The following is a 16,404-nucleotide window of genomic DNA, read 5'->3' as shown; positions in this document are numbered from 1 at the left end:
CGACGGACCCACCTGCGGGCGCAACCTTCAACTACCAACGACGAAGGAGCTGAACCCCCGATGGACTACAGGTTCGAGGTGGCCGTCATCCCGGTGAGCGACATCGACCGGGCGGTGCACTTCTACAAGGCGCTGGGTTGGCGCTTCGACGCCGAGTTCGCCGACGACGAGGGCTACCGCCTGGTGCAGTTCACCCCGACCGGCTCGCCCGCGTCGATCATCTTCGGCAGCGGCGTCACGAACGCGGCGCCCGGCAGCACCGAGGGCCTGCACCTGATCGTCGACGACGTCGTCGCCGCCCGCGAGGACCTGATCGGCAAGGGCGTGAAGGTCAGCGAGATCTTCCACGACAAGACCGGCGTCTTCCACCACGCCGGAACCGAGGGCCGTGTCGACGGGCCCGCGCCCGGCCGCACCAGCTACGGCTCGTTCGCCTCGTTCAGCGACCCGGACGGCAACGGCTGGGTGCTCCAGGAAGTCACGACGCGCCTGCCGGGTCGTGACTGAGATGTCCTCCCCGGACCAGTACGACTACGACGTGATCGTCATCGGCGGCGGCTCACCCGGCGAGCACTTCGCCGCCGCCGTCGCCGGCGGAGGGCTCCGCGTCGCGATCGTGGAGCGCGAGCTGCTCGGCGGCGAGTGCACCTTCTGGGCGTGCATCCCGTCCAAGACGCTGCTGCGGCCCGGCGAGGCGCTCGCCGCCGCCAGGGACGTGCCGGGTGCAAGCGCCGCGGTCACCGGTCAGGTCGACGCGGCCGCCGCGTTGGCGTGGCGCGACTTCATGGTCTCGTCCTACGACGACGCGGGCGCCGAGAAGTGGGCGCGCGACACCGGCATCGAGGTCCTGCGCGGCGACGGCAAGCTCGCCGGCCCGCACACGGTCGCGGTGGGCGCCACCACCTGCACCGCCGAGCACGTGGTCCTCGCCACGGGCTCGGAGGCGTTCATCCCGCCGATCCCCGGCCTGCGCGACCTGCCGGGCGTGTGGACGAACCGCGAGGCCACCGCCGTCAAGGAGATCCCGAAGCGGCTGCTGGTCCTCGGTGCCGGGCCGACCGGCGTCGAGATGGCGCAGGCGTTCACGGGCCTGGGCGCGTCGGTCGCGCTGGTCGACGGCGCCGACCACGTGCTGCCCCGCGAACCCGAAGCGCTCGGCCGTGCCCTCGGCGAGGCGCTCGGTGTGGAGCTGCACCTCGGTCAGCACGCCACGAACGCGAGCTTCGCCGACGGCGAGTACGTCCTCGACTTCCCCGACGGCAAGCAGTTGCGCGGTGACAAGCTCCTCGTCGCCACCGGCCGCACGCCCCGCGTCCACGGCATCGGCCTGGAAACCGCCGGCATCGAACCGAACCCGCGCGGCATCGAGACCGACGAGCGCATGAACGTGGCCGACGGCCTCTGGGCGGTCGGTGACGTCACCGGCCAGTGGAACCTGACCCACGTCGGCAAGTACCAGGGCCGGGTCGCCGCCGCGAACATCCTGGGCACGCCCACCAAGGTCGACTACACCGCCATCCCACGCGTGGTGTTCACGGACCCTCAAGTCGCCGCGGTTGGTGCCGCCGAGGGCGACCACACCGTCACCGTTCACCTGTCCGGCGTCGCGCGCACCGCCACCTACACGCGCGAGTACGACAGCCGCCCGGGCTTCCTGACCCTCGTCTCCGACGGCAACGTGCTCACCGGCGCGCACGCCATCGGTCCCGAGGCGGGCGAGTGGCTCCAGCAGGCCACGGTCGCGATCCGCGCCCGGATCCCGCTGGACGTGCTGCTCGACGTCGTCCAACCCTTTCCCACCTTCTCCGAGGCCTTCCTGAACGGCCTGCGTGAGCTCGACTCGAAGAGGAAGCAGAAGTGAAGAAGCTCGCTGAGATCGACCAGAAGCTCGAAGTCACAGTCATTCCCGTGTCCGATGTGGAGCGTGCCAAGGAGTTCTACCGCTCCCTGGGCTGGCGCGAGGACGTCACCCCGCCGCGGGTCGTGCAGTTCACCCCGCCCGGCTCGAACGCCTCGGTCCACTTCGGCGAGGGCGTCACCCCGGCACAACCCGGTTCCGCCCGCCACTTCCTGATCGTGTCCGACATCGTGGAGGCGCACAGGGCGCTGGTGGAGGCGGGCGCCCCGGTCGGCGACCTGTTCCACGGCGGCCCCGACGGTCCCGTCAAGGGCGCCGACCCGGAACGCCGCAGCTACGTCACCCGCGCCGAGCTCGCCGACCCCGACGGCAACACGTGGGTCCTGCAGGAGGTCACCACCCGCCTGCCCGGCCGCGTCGACGCCGACGACACCTCGTACGCCTCGATCGCGGACCTGGAGGCGGCGCTCATCCGGGCCGCCAAGGCGCACGGCGAGCACGAGGCGCGCAACGGCGGCGTGCACGACGAGCAGTGGCCCGCCTGGTACGCCGAGTACATGGTCAAGGAACAGACGGGCGCCGAGCTGCCGCAGTAGCTTGCGGCGGTGAACCCGGAGATCGGGAGAGTGCTGCGCGGAACGCCGTCCAAGCTGGCGTTCCGCGCACTCTGCCGTGCGGTGACGCCCGATCTGGTCGCCTGGTGCGACGAGCAGCTGACGTCCTGGCCGGATGAGCTGCGCGAAGCACCGTGGTCGTGGCTCGCGCAGCGGGAGTCCGGCCACGGCACGGGAGTTCGCCGGATGGTGGACGAGGGCTTAGCGGTCAGAGCTCTGTCCCCCGTGAGGACTACAGAAAGGTGTCCACTCCAAGGGGATTCGCGACGCTCCGGTCTTCCATAGGTTTTCGCTTGCGACGGCGTCAACGCGTCGTGGCACGCCGAGAACTGGAGGGCGAGGGCGTTGAAGACGATGCAACGGTCAGTGGGAGCCGGTGTCCCGCGGAGGTTCACCAGGACGGTGATCGCGGTGGCGCTCACCGTCGCCGCGGTGGCGTCCTGCGCCGACGCTGCGGAAGACGCGGCGAGTGAGGACGCACCACCGGCCGCCGCCGAGGTGACCGACCCGCCGCGCATCACCTGGGGCACGTGCCCGGCGTTGGCTGAGGGAGCCAAACGCGATCCTCGGCTCACCTGCGCGACGGTGGAGGTTCCACTCGACCACCGCAACCCCGGTGGTGAGAAGATCCAGGTGGCCGTCTCGAAGCTGCCGGCGGTGAAGTCCCAGGACCGCCGCGGTGTCCTGCTGCTGAACCCCGGCGGACCGGCGTTGTCCGGTTTGGACACACCGGGTGTCGTGGCGCCGACCCTGCCGCCGTCGGTGCTGGCGGCCTACGACCTGATCGGCTTCGATCCGCGTGGGGTCGGGCACAGCACACCGCAGAGCTGCGGCCTCGACGACCCGTCGCTGGCCGGTCTCTTCCCGTACCCGGCCGCGGGCGGCTCGATCACCGCGAACGTCGCCCACGCCCGCACCACCGCCGAACGGTGCGCGAAGAACGCCGGCGAGAAGCTCCGGTACTTCACCACAGCCAACACGGCCCGCGACGTGGACCGCATCCGCGCGGCGCTCGGTGAGGACAAGATCTCCTACTGGGGCCAGTCCTACGGCACGTACCTCGGCACCGTCTACGGGGCGCTGTTCCCGCAGCGCGCCGACCGGCTGGTACTCGAGGGCAACGTCGATCCCACCAAGGTCTGGGCCCACGCGAAGAACAACTGGGGCAAGGCCATGTCGGAACGCTTCCCCGACGCGGCAAGGGTCGCCGCCGCGCAGCACGCCACGCTCGGACTGGGCGGTACCGTCGACGAGGTGACCCGGAGGTACGTCGCCCTCGCCGACCGCCTCGACCGCACCTCCGCGCCCGTCCCCGGCACCCCGCTGGCCCTGACGGGGTCGATGCTGCGCACCGTCACCTACAGCCTCCTGCTGCACAACGAGACGCTTCCGGTGCTCGCGCAGTTCTGGAAGGCCGCCGCCGGGCTGGCCGACGGCAGGCTCACCGAGGCGGACGGCCAGGTGCTGCGGCAGGTGTTCGCCGCGCCGCCGCCGACCCCCGGCGTGCCGGCCGACAACCAGGCCACCATGTTCCTGGCACTGACGTGTGGTGACGCGTCGTGGTCCGGCGACGTCGACGAGTACGCCCGCCGCACCGCCGAGGACCGCGCGGCCTGGCCGCTCTCCGCGGGGATGCCCGCCAACATCTGGGCGTGCGCGTTCTGGTCGAAGCCGGTCGAAGAGCCCGTCCGCGTGACGGACGAGGGACCGCGCAACACGCTGATCCTGCAGAACCGCAGGGACAACGCCACACCCTGGGAGGACGGCCTCGGGCTGTACGAGGTCCTCGGCCAGCGAGCGGCCTTCATCGGCGCGGACAACGGCGGGCACTACGTCTACCACCAAGGCTCCAAGTGCGTGGACGAGGCGACGGTGACGTTCCTGACCACCGGCCGGCTGCCGGACCAGAAGGTCGACTGCACCGACGTCACACCGCGGTGACCGCTGCTGCCGGCGTTCTCGCTTCGATGCGGAGGGAACGGCCCCACAGGGTCCGAGGCCGTGGATACCGTGTGACCACGACACTGCGGAGGGGGCTCCACGATGAGGCGCATTCCGGCTTTTCCCGCTCGGATCGCATCGTTGAACGAAGGCGTGGTCGCGACGGCCGACGCGTACGGTGCGTGGCTGAGAACGTTCTACGACGTCAGAGCGCGCTGGCACCGGCGGTTCTACCGGCTCAGCGGCGTCGCGGTGATCTTCGTCGGCGCGGCGCTGCCGGTGCTCACCAGCCTGGACTACCCCGGCAAGAGCTGGCTGATCTCGTTGGCCGGCGTGCTGGTGGCCGGGCTGACCGGGCTGCGGGCGTTCTACCGGTGGGACCAGTCGTGGATCCTGCTGCGCAACACCGAGATGGCGGTGACGGCGGCCTACCTGGAGTGGAAGACCGGGCCCGGCAACTTCCCGGTGACCGAGGAGCCGGAGCAGAAGCTGCTGCAGGAGAAGAACGCGGCGGCGTTCATCGACAGGCTGGGGGAGCTGCGCGAGCGGGAGGCGACCATCTACTTCAAGGACATGGCCTTCCCGAGCGTGCACGGCGCCAAGACCTGATGGGCTACGAGCTGCACATCACCCGCGCCGAGCCGCCGATCGGCTTCGAGGAGTGGCTGGACTTCGCCCGGCGGCGGTCAGATCTGCGCGAGGAAGGCGAAGTCTCCTACCTCGACCTGGAATCGCAGCCGGTGTACCTGCACACCTGCCGCGACGGGGTGGAGGTGTCGCTGCACTGGTATGGCGACCGGGTGCGGGTCAAGGGTGTGCGCAGCGAGCGCGGCGCCGGGTCGCTGGTGCGGATGGCGGACGCGTTGCGGGGTCGGCTCGTCGGTGACGAGGGCGAGGTCTACGGACGGCGCGGGCTGCTCCGGTGGTTCCGTCGAGTGGTAAATCCGTAGCGCTTCCCCTGTGCCGCGGCGCACGATCCGCTCCTCAGGCACGAGGGAGTGGTGATGGTCGAGGTCCGCGTGGCCGCGGGTGCCGTGCGAGGCGCGTTCGAGGGTGAGGTCGCGGTGTTCCGCGGCATCCCGTTCGCGGCACCTCCGGTCGGCCCGCACCGGTTCGCCGCACCGCACCCGGTCGAGCCGTGGGACGGCGTGCGGGACGCGCTGGAGTTCGGCCCGCCACCACCGCAGGGCGGCGCGTTCGGCATGGACAGGGCGGTCGGCGGGGACGACTGGCTGACCGCCAACGTGTGGTCGCCGGACCTCGGTTCCGGGCTGCCGGTGCTGGTGTGGATCCACGGCGGCGCCTACACGATCGGCATGTCGAGCCTGCCCGAGTACGACGGCACGCGGCTGGCGCGGGGCGGCGTGGTCGTGGTGACGTTCAACTACCGGGTCGGCCTGGAGGGTTTCGGTGCGTTCACCGGCAGCCCGGCCAACCGCGGCCTGCTCGACCAGGTGGCGGCCTTGGAATGGGTGCGCGACAACATCCACGCGTTCGGCGGCGACCCGGCCCGCGTCACGGTCTTCGGCGAGTCGGCCGGTGGCGGTTCGGTGGCGGCGCTGCTGGCCATGCCCCGCGCCCGCGGCCTCTTCCAGCGCGCGGTCGCGAGCAGCGCGCAGGGCACCTTCTTCAGCCCCGAGCTGGCAGCGGACATCGCGGCCGCCTGCGTGGCCGAGCTGGGCGAGGACGTGTCCACTGTGGACCCGGCGGTGCTGCCGCTGGCCGGTGACGAGGTCACCGCGAAGATGTCCCAGTTCGCCCGGTGGGGCAAGGCCGCGCACCGCGGGCTGCTGTTCGCACCGGTGGTGGACGGCGAGGTGCTGCCGGTCGACCCGTGGCAGGCCCTGGCCGACGGTGCCGCGGCCGGCGTGGACCTGCTCGTCGGCCACACGCGCGACGAACAGCGGCTGTTCACGGTGCTGGACGGTCAGGCAGGAGCCGTGACCGACGAGCTGGCTTCCGCGACACTCGCGTTGTACGCGCCGGGCGACTACCGCGCCGCCTTCCCCTCCGCGAGCCCGGAGGAGCTGCACGACCTGGTGCAGTCCGACTGGATCTTCCGGATGCCGACCCTGCGCCTGGCCGAGGAACAGCTCTCCGCCGGCGGCCGGGCGTGGGTCTACGAGCTCACCTGGGAGGGCCCGCTCGGCGCGTGCCACGGCTTGGACGTGCCGCTGCTGTTCGGCAACCTCGACCGCGGCCAGCCCGCCGCGCTGATCGGCGAGGTGACCGAGGAGGTCGCGGAGCTGTCGGCGCGGATGCGGGCGGCGTGGACGTCGTTCGCCACTTCCGGCGACCCGGGCTGGCCGCAGTTCTCCTCAGGTCTGGTGCAGATCTTCTCCGCCGAGCCCGCGGTCGCCCCCTACCCGGAGGAGACCTCACGCCGGCTGTGGGCGGGCCACCGGTTCGGCGCGCTGCCGTTGCTGGACCGGGAATAGCTGCGGCTGTGCGGCGTTGTAGGCGCCGGAAGGAGGTTTCATGAAGGACAACTTCAACGACTACCTGCCGAACGGCCACGTCTCGCCGGACCGGTGGGTGACCGCGACGCGCCTGTTCGACACCGGCCACGAGGAGACCGCGGCGGAGAAGTGGGAGCGCGCCCAGCTGCTGTTCGAGGCCAAGGAGTACACCAAGGCCGCCACGCTGCTGGCCGAGGTGGTCGACGAGGTGCCGTTCCAGACGGACCTCTGCCTCCTGCTCGCCCGCGCCTACTACCACTCGGCCCAGCTCACCAAGGCCGAGGCGCAGCTGCGGGTGATCGTCGACCGCGCCCCGGTCGACCACTACGCCCACCTGCTGCTCGGCCGGACGCTGGAGCGGCAGGGCCGGTCCGAGGAGGCCACGCCGTGGCTCCGGCTGGCGGCCGCGCTCTCCGGCGAACCGGTGGCTTGAGGCACTGCCGGGGTCAGGTCGCACCGCGCGGCCTGACCCCGCGCGTTCTCGCGTGCCGCCGCGTTCTCAGCCGAGGTCCAGCTTCGCGAACGCCCGCAACAACCCCGGCGCCGCCCGGCTCGCCAGCCGCGCCGCCTTCGCCTCCACCGTCACCGGCACCACCGCCCGGTTGTCCCGCACCGCCTGCACGATCTCCCTCGCCACCCCCTCCGGCCCGAACCCGCGCCGCGCGTAGAGCCGGGACGCGCGGTCCTGCTTGCGTCGTTCCTCCTCCGCGCTCACCCCGGAGAACGTCGTCGTCGCCGTGATGTTCGTGTTCACCACACCCGGACAGATGGCGCTCACACCGATCGCGTGCGGGGCGAGCTCGGCGCGCAGGCAGTCCGACAGCATGAACACCGCGGCCTTGCTGGTGGCGTAGGCGGAGAGGATCTTCGAGGGCAGGTAGGCCGCCGCCGAGGACAGGTTCACGATGTGACCGCCCTCGCCGCGTTCCACCATCAGCTCGCCGAACGCGCGGCACCCGTGCACGACGCCCCACAGGTTGACGTCCAGCACCCGTTGCCACTGCTCGGTCGTGGTCGACAGGAACGATCCCGAGTGCCCGATGCCCGCGTTGTTCACGACCACATCGGGCACGCCGTGCTCGTCGGCGACCTGGCGTGCCCACGTCCGCACGGCCTCCTCGGACCGCACGTCGACCTCGTAGGCGTGTCCGCCGACCAGTTTCGCGGTTTCCTCAGCCGCTACGATGTCCACATCGGACACCACGACCTTGGAACCCGCCTTGGCGAACGCGATCGCCGTCGCCCGGCCGATCCCGCTGCCACCACCGGTGACGACGACGAGCTCGCGCGGGGGAGTGGTGTCGGTGACGAACTCGCTGATCATGCGCGCCACCTGCGCGGGATGGCTGAGCGGCGCCCAGTGGCCGGCGGCGATGCGGCGCCGGCGCAGGGACGGCACCCAGCGCTCCAGGTCCAGCGGCTCGGTGCGGACGTAGCGGTCGTGGACCGGCTGGACGACCTGCACCGGCATGGGGGCGAATCGCTGCCGCGGCGCGCGCATGACCTGCCGGATGTTGGCGCGGTACAACGAGATCCCGTTGACGGCGTCGGACGCGATGGTCTTCGCCGGCGTGGTCCGCACACCCTCCAGCCGCCGCAGCACACCACCCCAGCGGCGAGCCAGGTAGAGGCGCCAGAACGCGGGCGCGACGACCGGCAGGTGGAACGCGGCGATGTACCAGGACCGGAAGAACTGCCGGATGTGAGCGAACGACAACCGCCGCCGCGACCAGTGGCCCATGTGGTCGAGGCACGGTCCGGAGATCGACGTGAACGTCGCGATCCGCGCGCCGGGCGTGGTGACCGCCTCCCACGACTGGATCGACCCCCAGTCGTGGCCGACCACGTGCACCGGCTCGTCCGGGCTGACCGCGTCGATCACCGCGAACAGGTCGCGCGCCAGGTGGTCGAGCCGGTAACCGTCCTCAGTGGAGGGTGCGCTCGACGCCCCGGCGCCGCGCACGTCGTAGGTGACGACCCGGAAGTCCTCCTCCAGCAGCGCGGCGACCCGGTCCCACACCTCGTGCGTGTCCGGGTACCCGTGCACGAGCACCACGACGGGCCCGGACGTCCCGCGCACCTGCACCGCGAGGTCGACTTCTCCGGAGTGAACGTTCACATCTCCTCCAACACCAGGCGGTCGCCGTCGGGCCGGTCCACGCAGATCCGCACGCCGCCGACGTCGCACGTGCCGCAGAACCCTGCCGGCACGAGTAGGCGACCGACGGGCGGAAGTCCCTGATCACGTACAGCACCGACCGGTCGGCCGGCACGGCGAGGGATACCCCGCCGCGGCGCAGTTCCACCGTGAACGGGCGCCCGCCGACGATCGGCGGCGGCGCGAACCGTTCGAAGTGCAGCCACCGCGCGGAGAACTCCTGCTGCACCTGCGCGAGCATCTCCGCCGGCCCGCAGCAGAAGACGGTCCCACGCGGGTCCGCGCCGTCGAGCAACGCCCCGCCGCGCCCGATGCGCACGTCGACACGTCCGACCGGCAGCTCGTCCAGGAACGGCATCGCCGCCATCGACCGCCCGACGTTGACCAGCCGCCAGTCGAGCCCACTCCGCGCCGCCGCCCGCACCATCGGCAGGATCGGCGTGATCCCGACAGCGGCGAGCCACAACGCATCCCGCGCCACACCCGGCGGCGCTCTGCCGCCGCACCGCAGCACGGCGGAGTCGTAGACCTGCTCGAACCGGCTCAGTGCACGCAGCATCGTGGCGCCTCCGCGGGCGTAGCCGGCCGACCAGCGTCGCGTCGCGAGCCATCAGTGCGCCTCCCGCGCCGCGGGCGAGGACGCCAGGTACGCGATGGCCTGCGACGTCGACCCCTCCTGCTTCGGGTGGTACGCCGGGTGGAAGTACCGCAGAAACGCCTTGAAGATCTCCGACAACCGCGGCAGCAACCCCCGCCGCCTGGCCCGCATCGCCTCGCGCCACGTCAGCCGCACCCGCGCAACCCGTTCGATGAGCGCACGAACCACCGCTCACCTTCCGGCAGCGGCAGGTGCAGCACGTTCATCATGTGCGTCGCCACGGGCTCGCCGGGAACCCAGTGCATCGGCAGCCTCGACCAGTCGAACCGCACGTCCCGTGGCTGCAGAACAAGGCAGTCCGGCTCCATCCCCGCCCTCCCGCAATTACTACGCCCGCGTAGCTTTGTGAAAGCTACGCAACCGTAGCAATATGGAACCGTGAGCACAACGCGCAGGAAGTACGCCCGCCGCCTGCCCCCGGACCAACGCCGCGAGCAACTCCTGGACGCCGCCCTGAGCCTGATCCCGGCCGGCTTCGACACGGTGACCATGGAATCCGTCGCCCGCGCCGCCGAGGTCACCAAACCCGTGCTCTACGACCTCTTCGCCAACCGCGCCGAACTCATCTCCGCCCTGCTCCAACGCGAAGCCTCCCGCGCCACCGACCAGGTCCTCGCCGCCCTGCCCACCGACTTCGCCACCCGCTCACCCGACGACGCCTTCGCCGACGCCGTCCGCGTCTTCGTGCAGGCCGTCGTCGAATGCCCCGACCGCTGGCGGCTCGTGCTGCTGCCACCCGAGGGCACCCCGCACGAGTTCCGCGCGCAGGTGGAGCTGGTGCGGGCCGGCGTCCTGGCCCAGATCGAGGAACTGGCGGCGCTGGGGTTGGAGGAGCTCGGCGGCCTGGACGACCTCGACTCCGACCTGCTGGGCCACGCGATGCTCGCGTTGGCGGAGATGTCGGGCCGGCTGGTGCTGACGGATCCGGAGAAGTTCACGCCGGACCGGTTGGTGGCGTTCGTGACCCGGATCGCGCACGGCCTGCGCTGAGCACGTCCCGCAGTCGGTTCGTGGTCAACTGCGGCCGGCGCGCCAGGCGGCCTGTTTGCAGGCGGCGGAGCAGTAGCTGCGCGGTCGGCCGCCGAAGTGGTTGTGCAGCGGGAAGAACCGCGTCGAACACCGTGGACACGTCTGACTGCTGGTGCTCAGCCAGTGCACGAACAGGTCGTGGGCGTCGTCGTTGATCCCTGCGCACTCGCTGCCTTGCGTCTCCACGAACGCGTACAGCGCCGGCGCGAGCACCAGCACCTCCTCGACCAAATCCGCCTGGGCCGCGGCTTGCAGCCGGAAGTGCCGCGCCAAAGCGCGTTGTACAGCGACGTCGGGGGTGATGCCGGCCGCGGTGTCGGCCTTGCTGAGCCGGCGGAGTTCTGCCAGCTCTCCCAGAGCGCCTTCCACGATCGACGTGATGTCGTCAGGCCAGCCGTAACTCGCATCGAGCCAGTGCGTGATCCGCTCTCGACCGCACCTGTCCACCGCCAGGAGCATCCGTTTCAGCGGCACCGTGGCCAGGTACCGCTGGCGCCGTTGTGGTGCCTTCATGCGGACGGCTCGTTCGGCGGGGCAACTCCTTCTGGGCAGGCTCCTGGCGTGAGGGGACCCGCAGGAGGTCTCTCGTCACGCTGCTCAGCAGCAACCTGAGCTCCTTCAGCACGAGATGCAGGTTGTTCGGATCGGTCCGGCCGATCACCAGCCGGGCGATGCCGTACACCACCAGCGCGCAGATCGTGATCGCCGCCAACAAGAACACCACCACCAGCACAGTCAGGTCCACGGGCTTCCTTCCAGGAGCAGGAGCCGCGCCTGCACACGACAAAGGCCCCGGCGATGTCCACCGGGGCCTTTGTCACGTGCAGATGCGGTTGTGGTGGAAGCTTATGGACGGTTTGCCGCCGTGGGCCCGCCGACGGCTGCTCCACCGTTCGGCGAGCTCTCGCAGTCAGTCGATCGCAGCAGCTCAACGCACCTGCGGCGGCGTTTGAACCCGCTCGCCCGAATGCACGGAGTTTCGTGACAACGAAGCCTGCCCGCGCTCAGCGGGCCGCGCTGACCGCCTCCGCGATCGCCTTGTGCCCCGCAGGCGTCGGATGCACGTCCGTTCGATCGCAGAAGTAAGTGAGCGCACACACCTGCGCGACCGACGCCGGAACCGCCCCGTACTTCGGATGTTGCGTCATCTGCGTCAGCGGCTGGTAGGCACCGGTCGCTTTGGTGACATCCGCGAACCCGGCCCCGAACTTCCCGTACTCCGCCGCCAGCCCGCCGTTGAACTGTTCGAAGATCGACACCGACTGCCGGGCGAGGGTCTTGCCGTTGGGGAACGACGGGTTCACCCACGCGCCGAGGAACACGTCCGGGTAGGTCAGCCCCACGATCTTGGTGTCGGGTGCGGCCTCGCGGAGCTTGGCCAGCACCGAAGCGATGTTCGCGCGAACATTCGTGAGGGTGCGGTTCGCGCAGTCCACTGGTTGCTGGTCGAGTGCGCACGGCGTCAGGTCGTTGCCGCCGATCACCACCGTCACCAGCGAGACCTTCTGGGTCCGCAACGTCTGCACGGCCGCGTCGAGCTGGGTGCGGCCGCCCGCGTCGGTGCCGCACGCCGGCTTGGCACCCAGGTCGGCGGAGGTGGCGCCGTTGCAGGCGAGGTTGACGAGCTTCAGGTCGGACTGCCGGGCGACCAAGGCGGCGAAGCTCTCGCCGGTGGCGCCGTTCGGACCGAAACCGGTGGCGTACGAGTCGCCGAGGGACAGGTAGACCTGCTCGGCGGTGGGCGGTGGCGCGGTCGAACCGTCGGGAGCTGCCGACGGCTGCTGCGGGGGAGGGGTCGTCGTGCACGCTGCCAGCGCCGTCACCAGCGCCGTGACCATGACCAACCGCCGCACACCCGCTCCTATCGCCGAAGGTCCTGAGGTTACGGAGTACCCCGTGAGGCCGCTGTGACCAGCGGCCTCACGCAAAACTCACCGGAAAGTGCGCAATCGCAGGCTGTTGCTCACCACGAACACCGACGAGAACGCCATCGCGGCCCCGGCGATCATCGGGTTGAGCAGGCCCAGCGCGGCCAGGGGCAATGCGCCGATGTTGTAGGCGAACGCCCAGAACAGGTTGCCCTTGATCGTTGTGAGCGTGCGCCTCGACAACCTGATCGCGTCCACGGCGGCCGTCAGGTCGCCGCGCACCAGCGTCAGGTCGCTGGCCTCGATGGCGACGTCGGTGCCGGTACCCATGGCGAGTCCGAGGTCGGCCTGGGCGAGCGCGGCGGCGTCGTTCACGCCGTCGCCGACCATCGCCACGACCCGGCCCTCGTCCTGCAGCCGCTTGACCACGTCCACCTTGTCGGCGGGCAGCACCTCGGCGATGACCTCGTCGATGCCGATCTCCGCCGCCACCGCGCGCGCTGCCGCCTCGTTGTCCCCGGTCAGCAGCACTGGCCGCAACCCGAGAGCGCGCAACCTCTGCACCGCGGAAGCAGAGCTCGGCTTGACGGTGTCCGCGACCACCAGCACGCCACGGGCCTCGCCGTCCCACGCCACCAGCACCGCCGTGCGTCCCTGCTGCTCAGCGGCTTCCTTCGCGGAACGCAGCTCGGGGGACAGCTGCACGCTCCAGTCGCTGAGCAGCCGCTCGCGGCCCACCAGCACCGCGTGCCCCTCGACGACGCCCTGCACACCGAGCCCCTCGACGTTGCGGAAGTCCTCGACCGCGGGCACCTCACCGGCCGCAGCGGCGATGGCCTTCGCGATCGGATGCTCCGAAGCGTGCTCCAACGCACCGGCCAGCCGCAGCAGAAGTCCTTCGTCCTCAGCGGTGTGAACGCTCACCAGGCTCATCCGGCCCGTCGTGACGGTGCCGGTCTTGTCGAGCACCACCGTGTCCACCCGCCGGGTCGACTCCAGCACCTCCGGACCCTTGATCAGGATGCCGAGCTGGGCGCCGCGGCCCGTGCCGACCAGCAACGCCGTCGGCGTGGCCAGGCCCAGCGCGCACGGGCAGGCGATGATCAGCACCGCGACCGCCGCCGTGAACGCCGCGCCGGTGCCGCCGCCCGTGCCGAGCCAGAAGCCCAGCGTGCCGACGGCCAGCGCGATCACGATCGGCACGAACACCGCCGAGATCCGGTCGGCGAGGCGCTGCACCTCGGCCTTGCCGTTCTGCGCGTCTCGACCAGCCGCGCATCTGCGCGAGCTGCGTGTCGGCGCCGATCCGCGTCGCGCGCACCACCAGCCGCCCGCCCGCGTTGACCGTGGCACCGACCACCGCGTCGCCCGGCCGCACCTCGACCGGCACGGACTCGCCGGTCAGCATGCTCGCGTCGACCGCGGAGCTGCCCTCCTCGACGACACCGTCGGTGGCGATCTTCTCGCCCGGCCGCACCACGAACCGGTCACCGGCACGCAGCTCACCGGTCGGGATCCGCACCTCGCGGCCGTCGCGCAGCACCCCGACGTCCTTCGCGCCGAGCTCGAGCAACGCCGTCAGCGCCGCGCCCGCCCGCCGCTTCGACCTGGCCTCGAAGTACCGGCCGGCCAGAATGAACGTCGTGACGCCCGCCGCGACCTCGAAGTAGATGTTCCCCGCGCCCGAGGTCCGCTCGATCGTGAGCGTGAACGGGTGCGTCATCCCCGGCACGCCGGCCGTGCCGAAGAACAGCGCGTACAGCGACCACAGGAACGCCGCCACCACGCCGATCGAGATCAACGTGTCCATCGTGGCGGCGCCGTGCCGCAGGTTCGTCCACGCCGCCTGGTGGAACGGCCACGCCGCGTACACCGCGACGGTCCGGCCAGCGCGAGCGACAGCCACTGCCAGTAGGTGAACTGCAGCGCCGGGACCATCGCCAGAGCGATCACCGGCACCGTCAGCACGGCGGACACGACCAGCCGCTGCCGCAGCGCCGCCGTCGGGTCCGCTTCCTCGGCGTGTTCCTCGGACGCCTCGGGCAGCTCGGCCGTGTACCCGGTGTCCTCGACGACCTTCACCAGGTCGGCGGGCGTGAAGGAGGCCGGGTAGCTGATCCGCGCCTTCTCCGTCGCGTAGTTGACCGACGCCTCCACGCCGTCGAGCTTGTTGAGCTTGCGTTCGATCCGCGCGGCGCAGGAGGCGCAGGTCATGCCACCGATCGAGATCTCGATCCGGTTGGCGTCAGTTGCCGTGGTCATGGCCCTCCTCCTCACCGGTTGTGAGCGTGAACTCCGCGGTCCGCACGACACCGTCGTGCTGGAAGTCCAGGAACAGCCGGTACTTCCCGTCCGTCGGCACCTCCACCGCGAACCTCACCTGGTCGCCGTCCTCCGGGTGCACGTGCAGGTACGCGAGGTCGGCCGACCGCAGCGCCACCAGGTGCCCCTTCGCACCGAGGTAGGGCTGCAGGTCCGTGACCGGCCTCCCGTCCCTGGCCACGTCGATGGTGACCGTGGACGCCGCGCCCGCGGTGAGCTTCCCGTTCAGGGTTACCTCGTAACCGTCGACGTTGAACGTCCGGCTGTCGTGGTCGTACCGCTGGGGCCGGTAGTCGCCCGCGACCTGCACGTCCGTGCCGAGTGTGAGCTCGGGCCCGTTCTCCGGCTTGAAGTCGGCGAACACCCGGTAGCTGCCCGCCGAGGTGAGCTGCAGCGGCAACGTCCACGTGCCGTCCGCCGCCATCTCCGGGTGCACGTGCTGGAACCCGGACCCGTCCCGGCGCACCGCGATCAGGTGCAGGCGCTTCTCGTGCTCCACCGCGAACCGCGTGACCGCCTTGCCGTCGGGCCCGGTGATCCGGAAGCTCCGTTCGCCCAGCACCAGCGTGTATCCGCTGTCCGAAACGGACAGTCCGGGAGGGACGGTTGCCGACGCCTTCTCTTCACCGTGGGTGTCGCCGTGACCGCCGGGCTCGTCATGTGCCGCAGGCGTTTCCGGTGGTGGTGCCGTGCCGACCGCCGCGCCTGCCGCCCAGGTTCCACCGAAGACGGCGACCAGCGCCAGCCCGTACGCGGCGACCTTGTGACCTGTCCTCATGTCAGCCGACCAGCTCGTAGCCGGCCTCGGTGACCGCTGCCCGCAGGTCGTCGAGGGCGATCGGGGTGGTGCTGGTGACCGTGACCCGGCCGGTCGGCAGGTCGACCGCCACGGCGGTGACGCCGTCGATGCCGCTGATCTCCCCGGTCACCGAGCCGGCGCAGTGGCCGCAGGTCATGCCCTTGACGGTGTAGTCGGTGCTGACGGACTCGCTCATGTTCTCCTCGTTCCAGGTCAGGAGCGAACCAGGCGGGCGATGGCGTCGCCGGCCTCCGCGATCTTCGCGTCGGCCGCGGTGCCGCCATCGGCGATGGCCTGGCTCACGCAGTGCTTGAGGTGCTCGTCGAGCAACCCCAGTGAGACCGCCTGCAACGCCCTGGTGGCCGCGGAGATCTGGGTGAGCACGTCGATGCAGTACTCGTCGTTCTCGATCATCCGCGCAAGGCCGCGGACCTGCCCCTCGATCCTCCTGAGGCGGCGCAGGTGGGAGGCCTTGTTCTCGGCGTAGCCGTGCACGTCTCGCTCCTTCTCCGGCCACCGCGCGGCCGGCCGTGATGCCGGGGGAGCGGTGAGCGCTCACCCATTTATACCCTAGGGGGGTATGGGTATGTCAAAAGTCGGCCGAAGGAGTGCGCGTGACCGGGTTGCTTGCGCGCGAGGCCTGTGATCGGGAATTCGATTGGTGTGCAACGGTTCCTTGGAACACGTGCAGCGGATGC

17 protein-coding genes and 2 pseudogenes are annotated in these 16,404 nt (G+C 70.9%); 9 read left to right on the top strand and 10 right to left on the bottom strand.

The window, feature by feature from the left end; all coding sequences use genetic code 11:
* Window positions 1-60: 60 nt before the first annotated feature.
* The 8 genes from BBK82_RS43590 (at window position 61) to BBK82_RS43555 (ending at window position 7,305) form a co-directional block, all read left to right on the top strand.
* Window positions 61-507 (top strand): VOC family protein, encoded by a 447-nt coding sequence (locus BBK82_RS43590; protein WP_065920141.1) that lies wholly within the window; start codon window positions 61-63, stop codon window positions 505-507.
* A gap of 1 nt (window position 508) precedes the next feature.
* Window positions 509-1,861 (top strand): dihydrolipoyl dehydrogenase family protein, encoded by a 1,353-nt coding sequence (locus BBK82_RS43585; protein ID WP_065920140.1) that lies wholly within the window; start codon window positions 509-511, stop codon window positions 1,859-1,861.
* Window positions 1,858-2,454: a VOC family protein gene (locus tag BBK82_RS43580; protein WP_065920139.1), complete on the top strand. Its 597-nt coding sequence runs from the start codon at window positions 1,858-1,860 to the stop codon at window positions 2,452-2,454. The genes BBK82_RS43585 and BBK82_RS43580 overlap by 4 nt, the downstream gene beginning before the upstream one ends.
* A 372-nt stretch (window positions 2,455-2,826) precedes the next feature.
* Window positions 2,827-4,413: an alpha/beta fold hydrolase gene (locus BBK82_RS43575; protein ID WP_065920138.1), complete on the top strand. Its 1,587-nt coding sequence runs from the start codon at window positions 2,827-2,829 to the stop codon at window positions 4,411-4,413.
* 141 nt (window positions 4,414-4,554) lie between these two features.
* The gene (locus BBK82_RS43570; RefSeq protein WP_237047900.1) at window positions 4,555-5,022 is read left to right on the top strand and encodes a DUF4231 domain-containing protein; all 468 of its coding nucleotides are present in this window, start codon (window positions 4,555-4,557) and stop codon (window positions 5,020-5,022) included.
* Entirely contained in the window at window positions 5,022-5,363 is a 342-nt protein-coding gene (locus tag BBK82_RS43565; RefSeq protein ID WP_065920136.1) for a hypothetical protein, read from the top strand. The genes BBK82_RS43570 and BBK82_RS43565 overlap by 1 nt, the downstream gene beginning before the upstream one ends.
* Before the next feature lie 54 nt (window positions 5,364-5,417).
* On the top strand, window positions 5,418-6,851 hold the full coding sequence (locus BBK82_RS43560) for a carboxylesterase/lipase family protein (RefSeq protein ID WP_065921845.1): 1,434 nt from the start codon (window positions 5,418-5,420) through the stop codon (window positions 6,849-6,851).
* A gap of 40 nt (window positions 6,852-6,891) precedes the next feature.
* On the top strand, window positions 6,892-7,305 hold the full coding sequence (locus BBK82_RS43555) for a tetratricopeptide repeat protein (RefSeq protein ID WP_065920135.1): 414 nt from the start codon (window positions 6,892-6,894) through the stop codon (window positions 7,303-7,305).
* Window positions 7,306-7,371: 66 nt separating this feature from the next.
* Here the strand turns inward: BBK82_RS43555 and BBK82_RS43550 are convergent, their stop codons facing one another.
* The 3 genes and pseudogenes from BBK82_RS43550 to BBK82_RS48345 all read right to left on the bottom strand — a co-directional run.
* The gene (locus BBK82_RS43550) at window positions 7,372-8,991 is read right to left on the bottom strand and encodes an SDR family oxidoreductase (protein ID WP_065920134.1); all 1,620 of its coding nucleotides are present in this window, start codon (window positions 8,989-8,991) and stop codon (window positions 7,372-7,374) included.
* 649 nt (window positions 8,992-9,640) lie between these two features.
* Window positions 9,641-9,856 (bottom strand): hypothetical protein, encoded by a 216-nt coding sequence (locus BBK82_RS43540; RefSeq protein WP_154697847.1) that lies wholly within the window; start codon window positions 9,854-9,856, stop codon window positions 9,641-9,643.
* A pseudogene (locus BBK82_RS48345) lies at window positions 9,847-9,996 on the bottom strand (metal-dependent hydrolase); the annotation flags it as partial. The gene BBK82_RS43540 and the pseudogene BBK82_RS48345, both read right to left, overlap by 10 nt.
* A gap of 70 nt (window positions 9,997-10,066) precedes the next feature.
* Here BBK82_RS48345 and BBK82_RS43535 point away from each other — a divergent pair.
* Complete coding sequence (locus BBK82_RS43535; protein ID WP_065920131.1) at window positions 10,067-10,678, top strand: TetR/AcrR family transcriptional regulator; 612 nt, start codon at window positions 10,067-10,069, stop codon at window positions 10,676-10,678.
* Between the two features lie 24 nt (window positions 10,679-10,702).
* On the opposite strand, the gene BBK82_RS43530 is transcribed toward BBK82_RS43535, so the two are convergent.
* The 7 genes and pseudogenes from BBK82_RS43530 to BBK82_RS43505 form a co-directional block, all read right to left on the bottom strand.
* Window positions 10,703-11,086 carry a hypothetical protein gene (locus tag BBK82_RS43530; protein ID WP_154697846.1) on the bottom strand — a complete coding sequence of 128 codons (384 nt, stop codon included), beginning with the start codon at window positions 11,084-11,086 and terminating at the stop codon, window positions 10,703-10,705.
* Window positions 11,087-11,102: 16 nt separating this feature from the next.
* The gene (locus BBK82_RS51200) at window positions 11,103-11,462 is read right to left on the bottom strand and encodes a hypothetical protein (RefSeq protein ID WP_154697845.1); all 360 of its coding nucleotides are present in this window, start codon (window positions 11,460-11,462) and stop codon (window positions 11,103-11,105) included.
* A gap of 259 nt (window positions 11,463-11,721) precedes the next feature.
* Window positions 11,722-12,570 (bottom strand): SGNH/GDSL hydrolase family protein, encoded by an 849-nt coding sequence (locus BBK82_RS43525; RefSeq protein ID WP_065920129.1) that lies wholly within the window; start codon window positions 12,568-12,570, stop codon window positions 11,722-11,724.
* Between the two features lie 78 nt (window positions 12,571-12,648).
* Window positions 12,649-14,847, bottom strand: a pseudogene (locus BBK82_RS43520) (heavy metal translocating P-type ATPase).
* Complete coding sequence (locus BBK82_RS43515) at window positions 14,831-15,685, bottom strand: hypothetical protein (RefSeq protein ID WP_065920128.1); 855 nt, start codon at window positions 15,683-15,685, stop codon at window positions 14,831-14,833. Before BBK82_RS43515 ends, BBK82_RS43520 begins: the two are co-directional and overlap by 17 nt.
* A gap of 1 nt (window position 15,686) precedes the next feature.
* A complete protein-coding gene (locus tag BBK82_RS43510; RefSeq protein ID WP_065920127.1) occupies window positions 15,687-15,902 on the bottom strand; it encodes a heavy-metal-associated domain-containing protein in 216 nt (71 codons plus the stop codon).
* 17 nt (window positions 15,903-15,919) lie between these two features.
* Complete coding sequence (locus BBK82_RS43505) at window positions 15,920-16,201, bottom strand: metal-sensitive transcriptional regulator (protein ID WP_065920126.1); 282 nt, start codon at window positions 16,199-16,201, stop codon at window positions 15,920-15,922.
* Window positions 16,202-16,404: the final 203 nt, after the last annotated feature.

It is taken from the genome of Lentzea guizhouensis (assembly GCF_001701025.1).
GTDB lineage: Bacteria > Actinomycetota > Actinomycetes > Mycobacteriales > Pseudonocardiaceae > Lentzea > Lentzea guizhouensis.
Note: the sequence above shows the minus strand (reverse complement) of the source record. Positions and strands in the feature narration are given on the sequence as shown.

Excerpts from the sequence above, each read along its gene's own strand:
- BBK82_RS43515 (WP_065920128.1), bottom strand. The coding sequence starts at position 15,685 with ATGAGGACAGGTCACAAGGTCGCCGCGTACGGGCTGGCGCTGGTCGCC.
- BBK82_RS43575 (WP_065920138.1), top strand. The coding sequence starts at position 2,827 with ATGCAACGGTCAGTGGGAGCCGGTGTCCCGCGGAGGTTCACCAGGACG.
- BBK82_RS43555 (WP_065920135.1), top strand. The coding sequence starts at position 6,892 with ATGAAGGACAACTTCAACGACTACCTGCCGAACGGCCACGTCTCGCCG.
- BBK82_RS43565 (WP_065920136.1), top strand. The coding sequence starts at position 5,022 with ATGGGCTACGAGCTGCACATCACCCGCGCCGAGCCGCCGATCGGCTTC.
- BBK82_RS43590 (WP_065920141.1), top strand. The coding sequence starts at position 61 with ATGGACTACAGGTTCGAGGTGGCCGTCATCCCGGTGAGCGACATCGAC.
- BBK82_RS43560 (WP_065921845.1), top strand. The coding sequence starts at position 5,418 with ATGGTCGAGGTCCGCGTGGCCGCGGGTGCCGTGCGAGGCGCGTTCGAG.
- BBK82_RS43585 (WP_065920140.1), top strand. The coding sequence starts at position 509 with ATGTCCTCCCCGGACCAGTACGACTACGACGTGATCGTCATCGGCGGC.
- BBK82_RS43510 (WP_065920127.1), bottom strand. The coding sequence starts at position 15,902 with ATGAGCGAGTCCGTCAGCACCGACTACACCGTCAAGGGCATGACCTGC.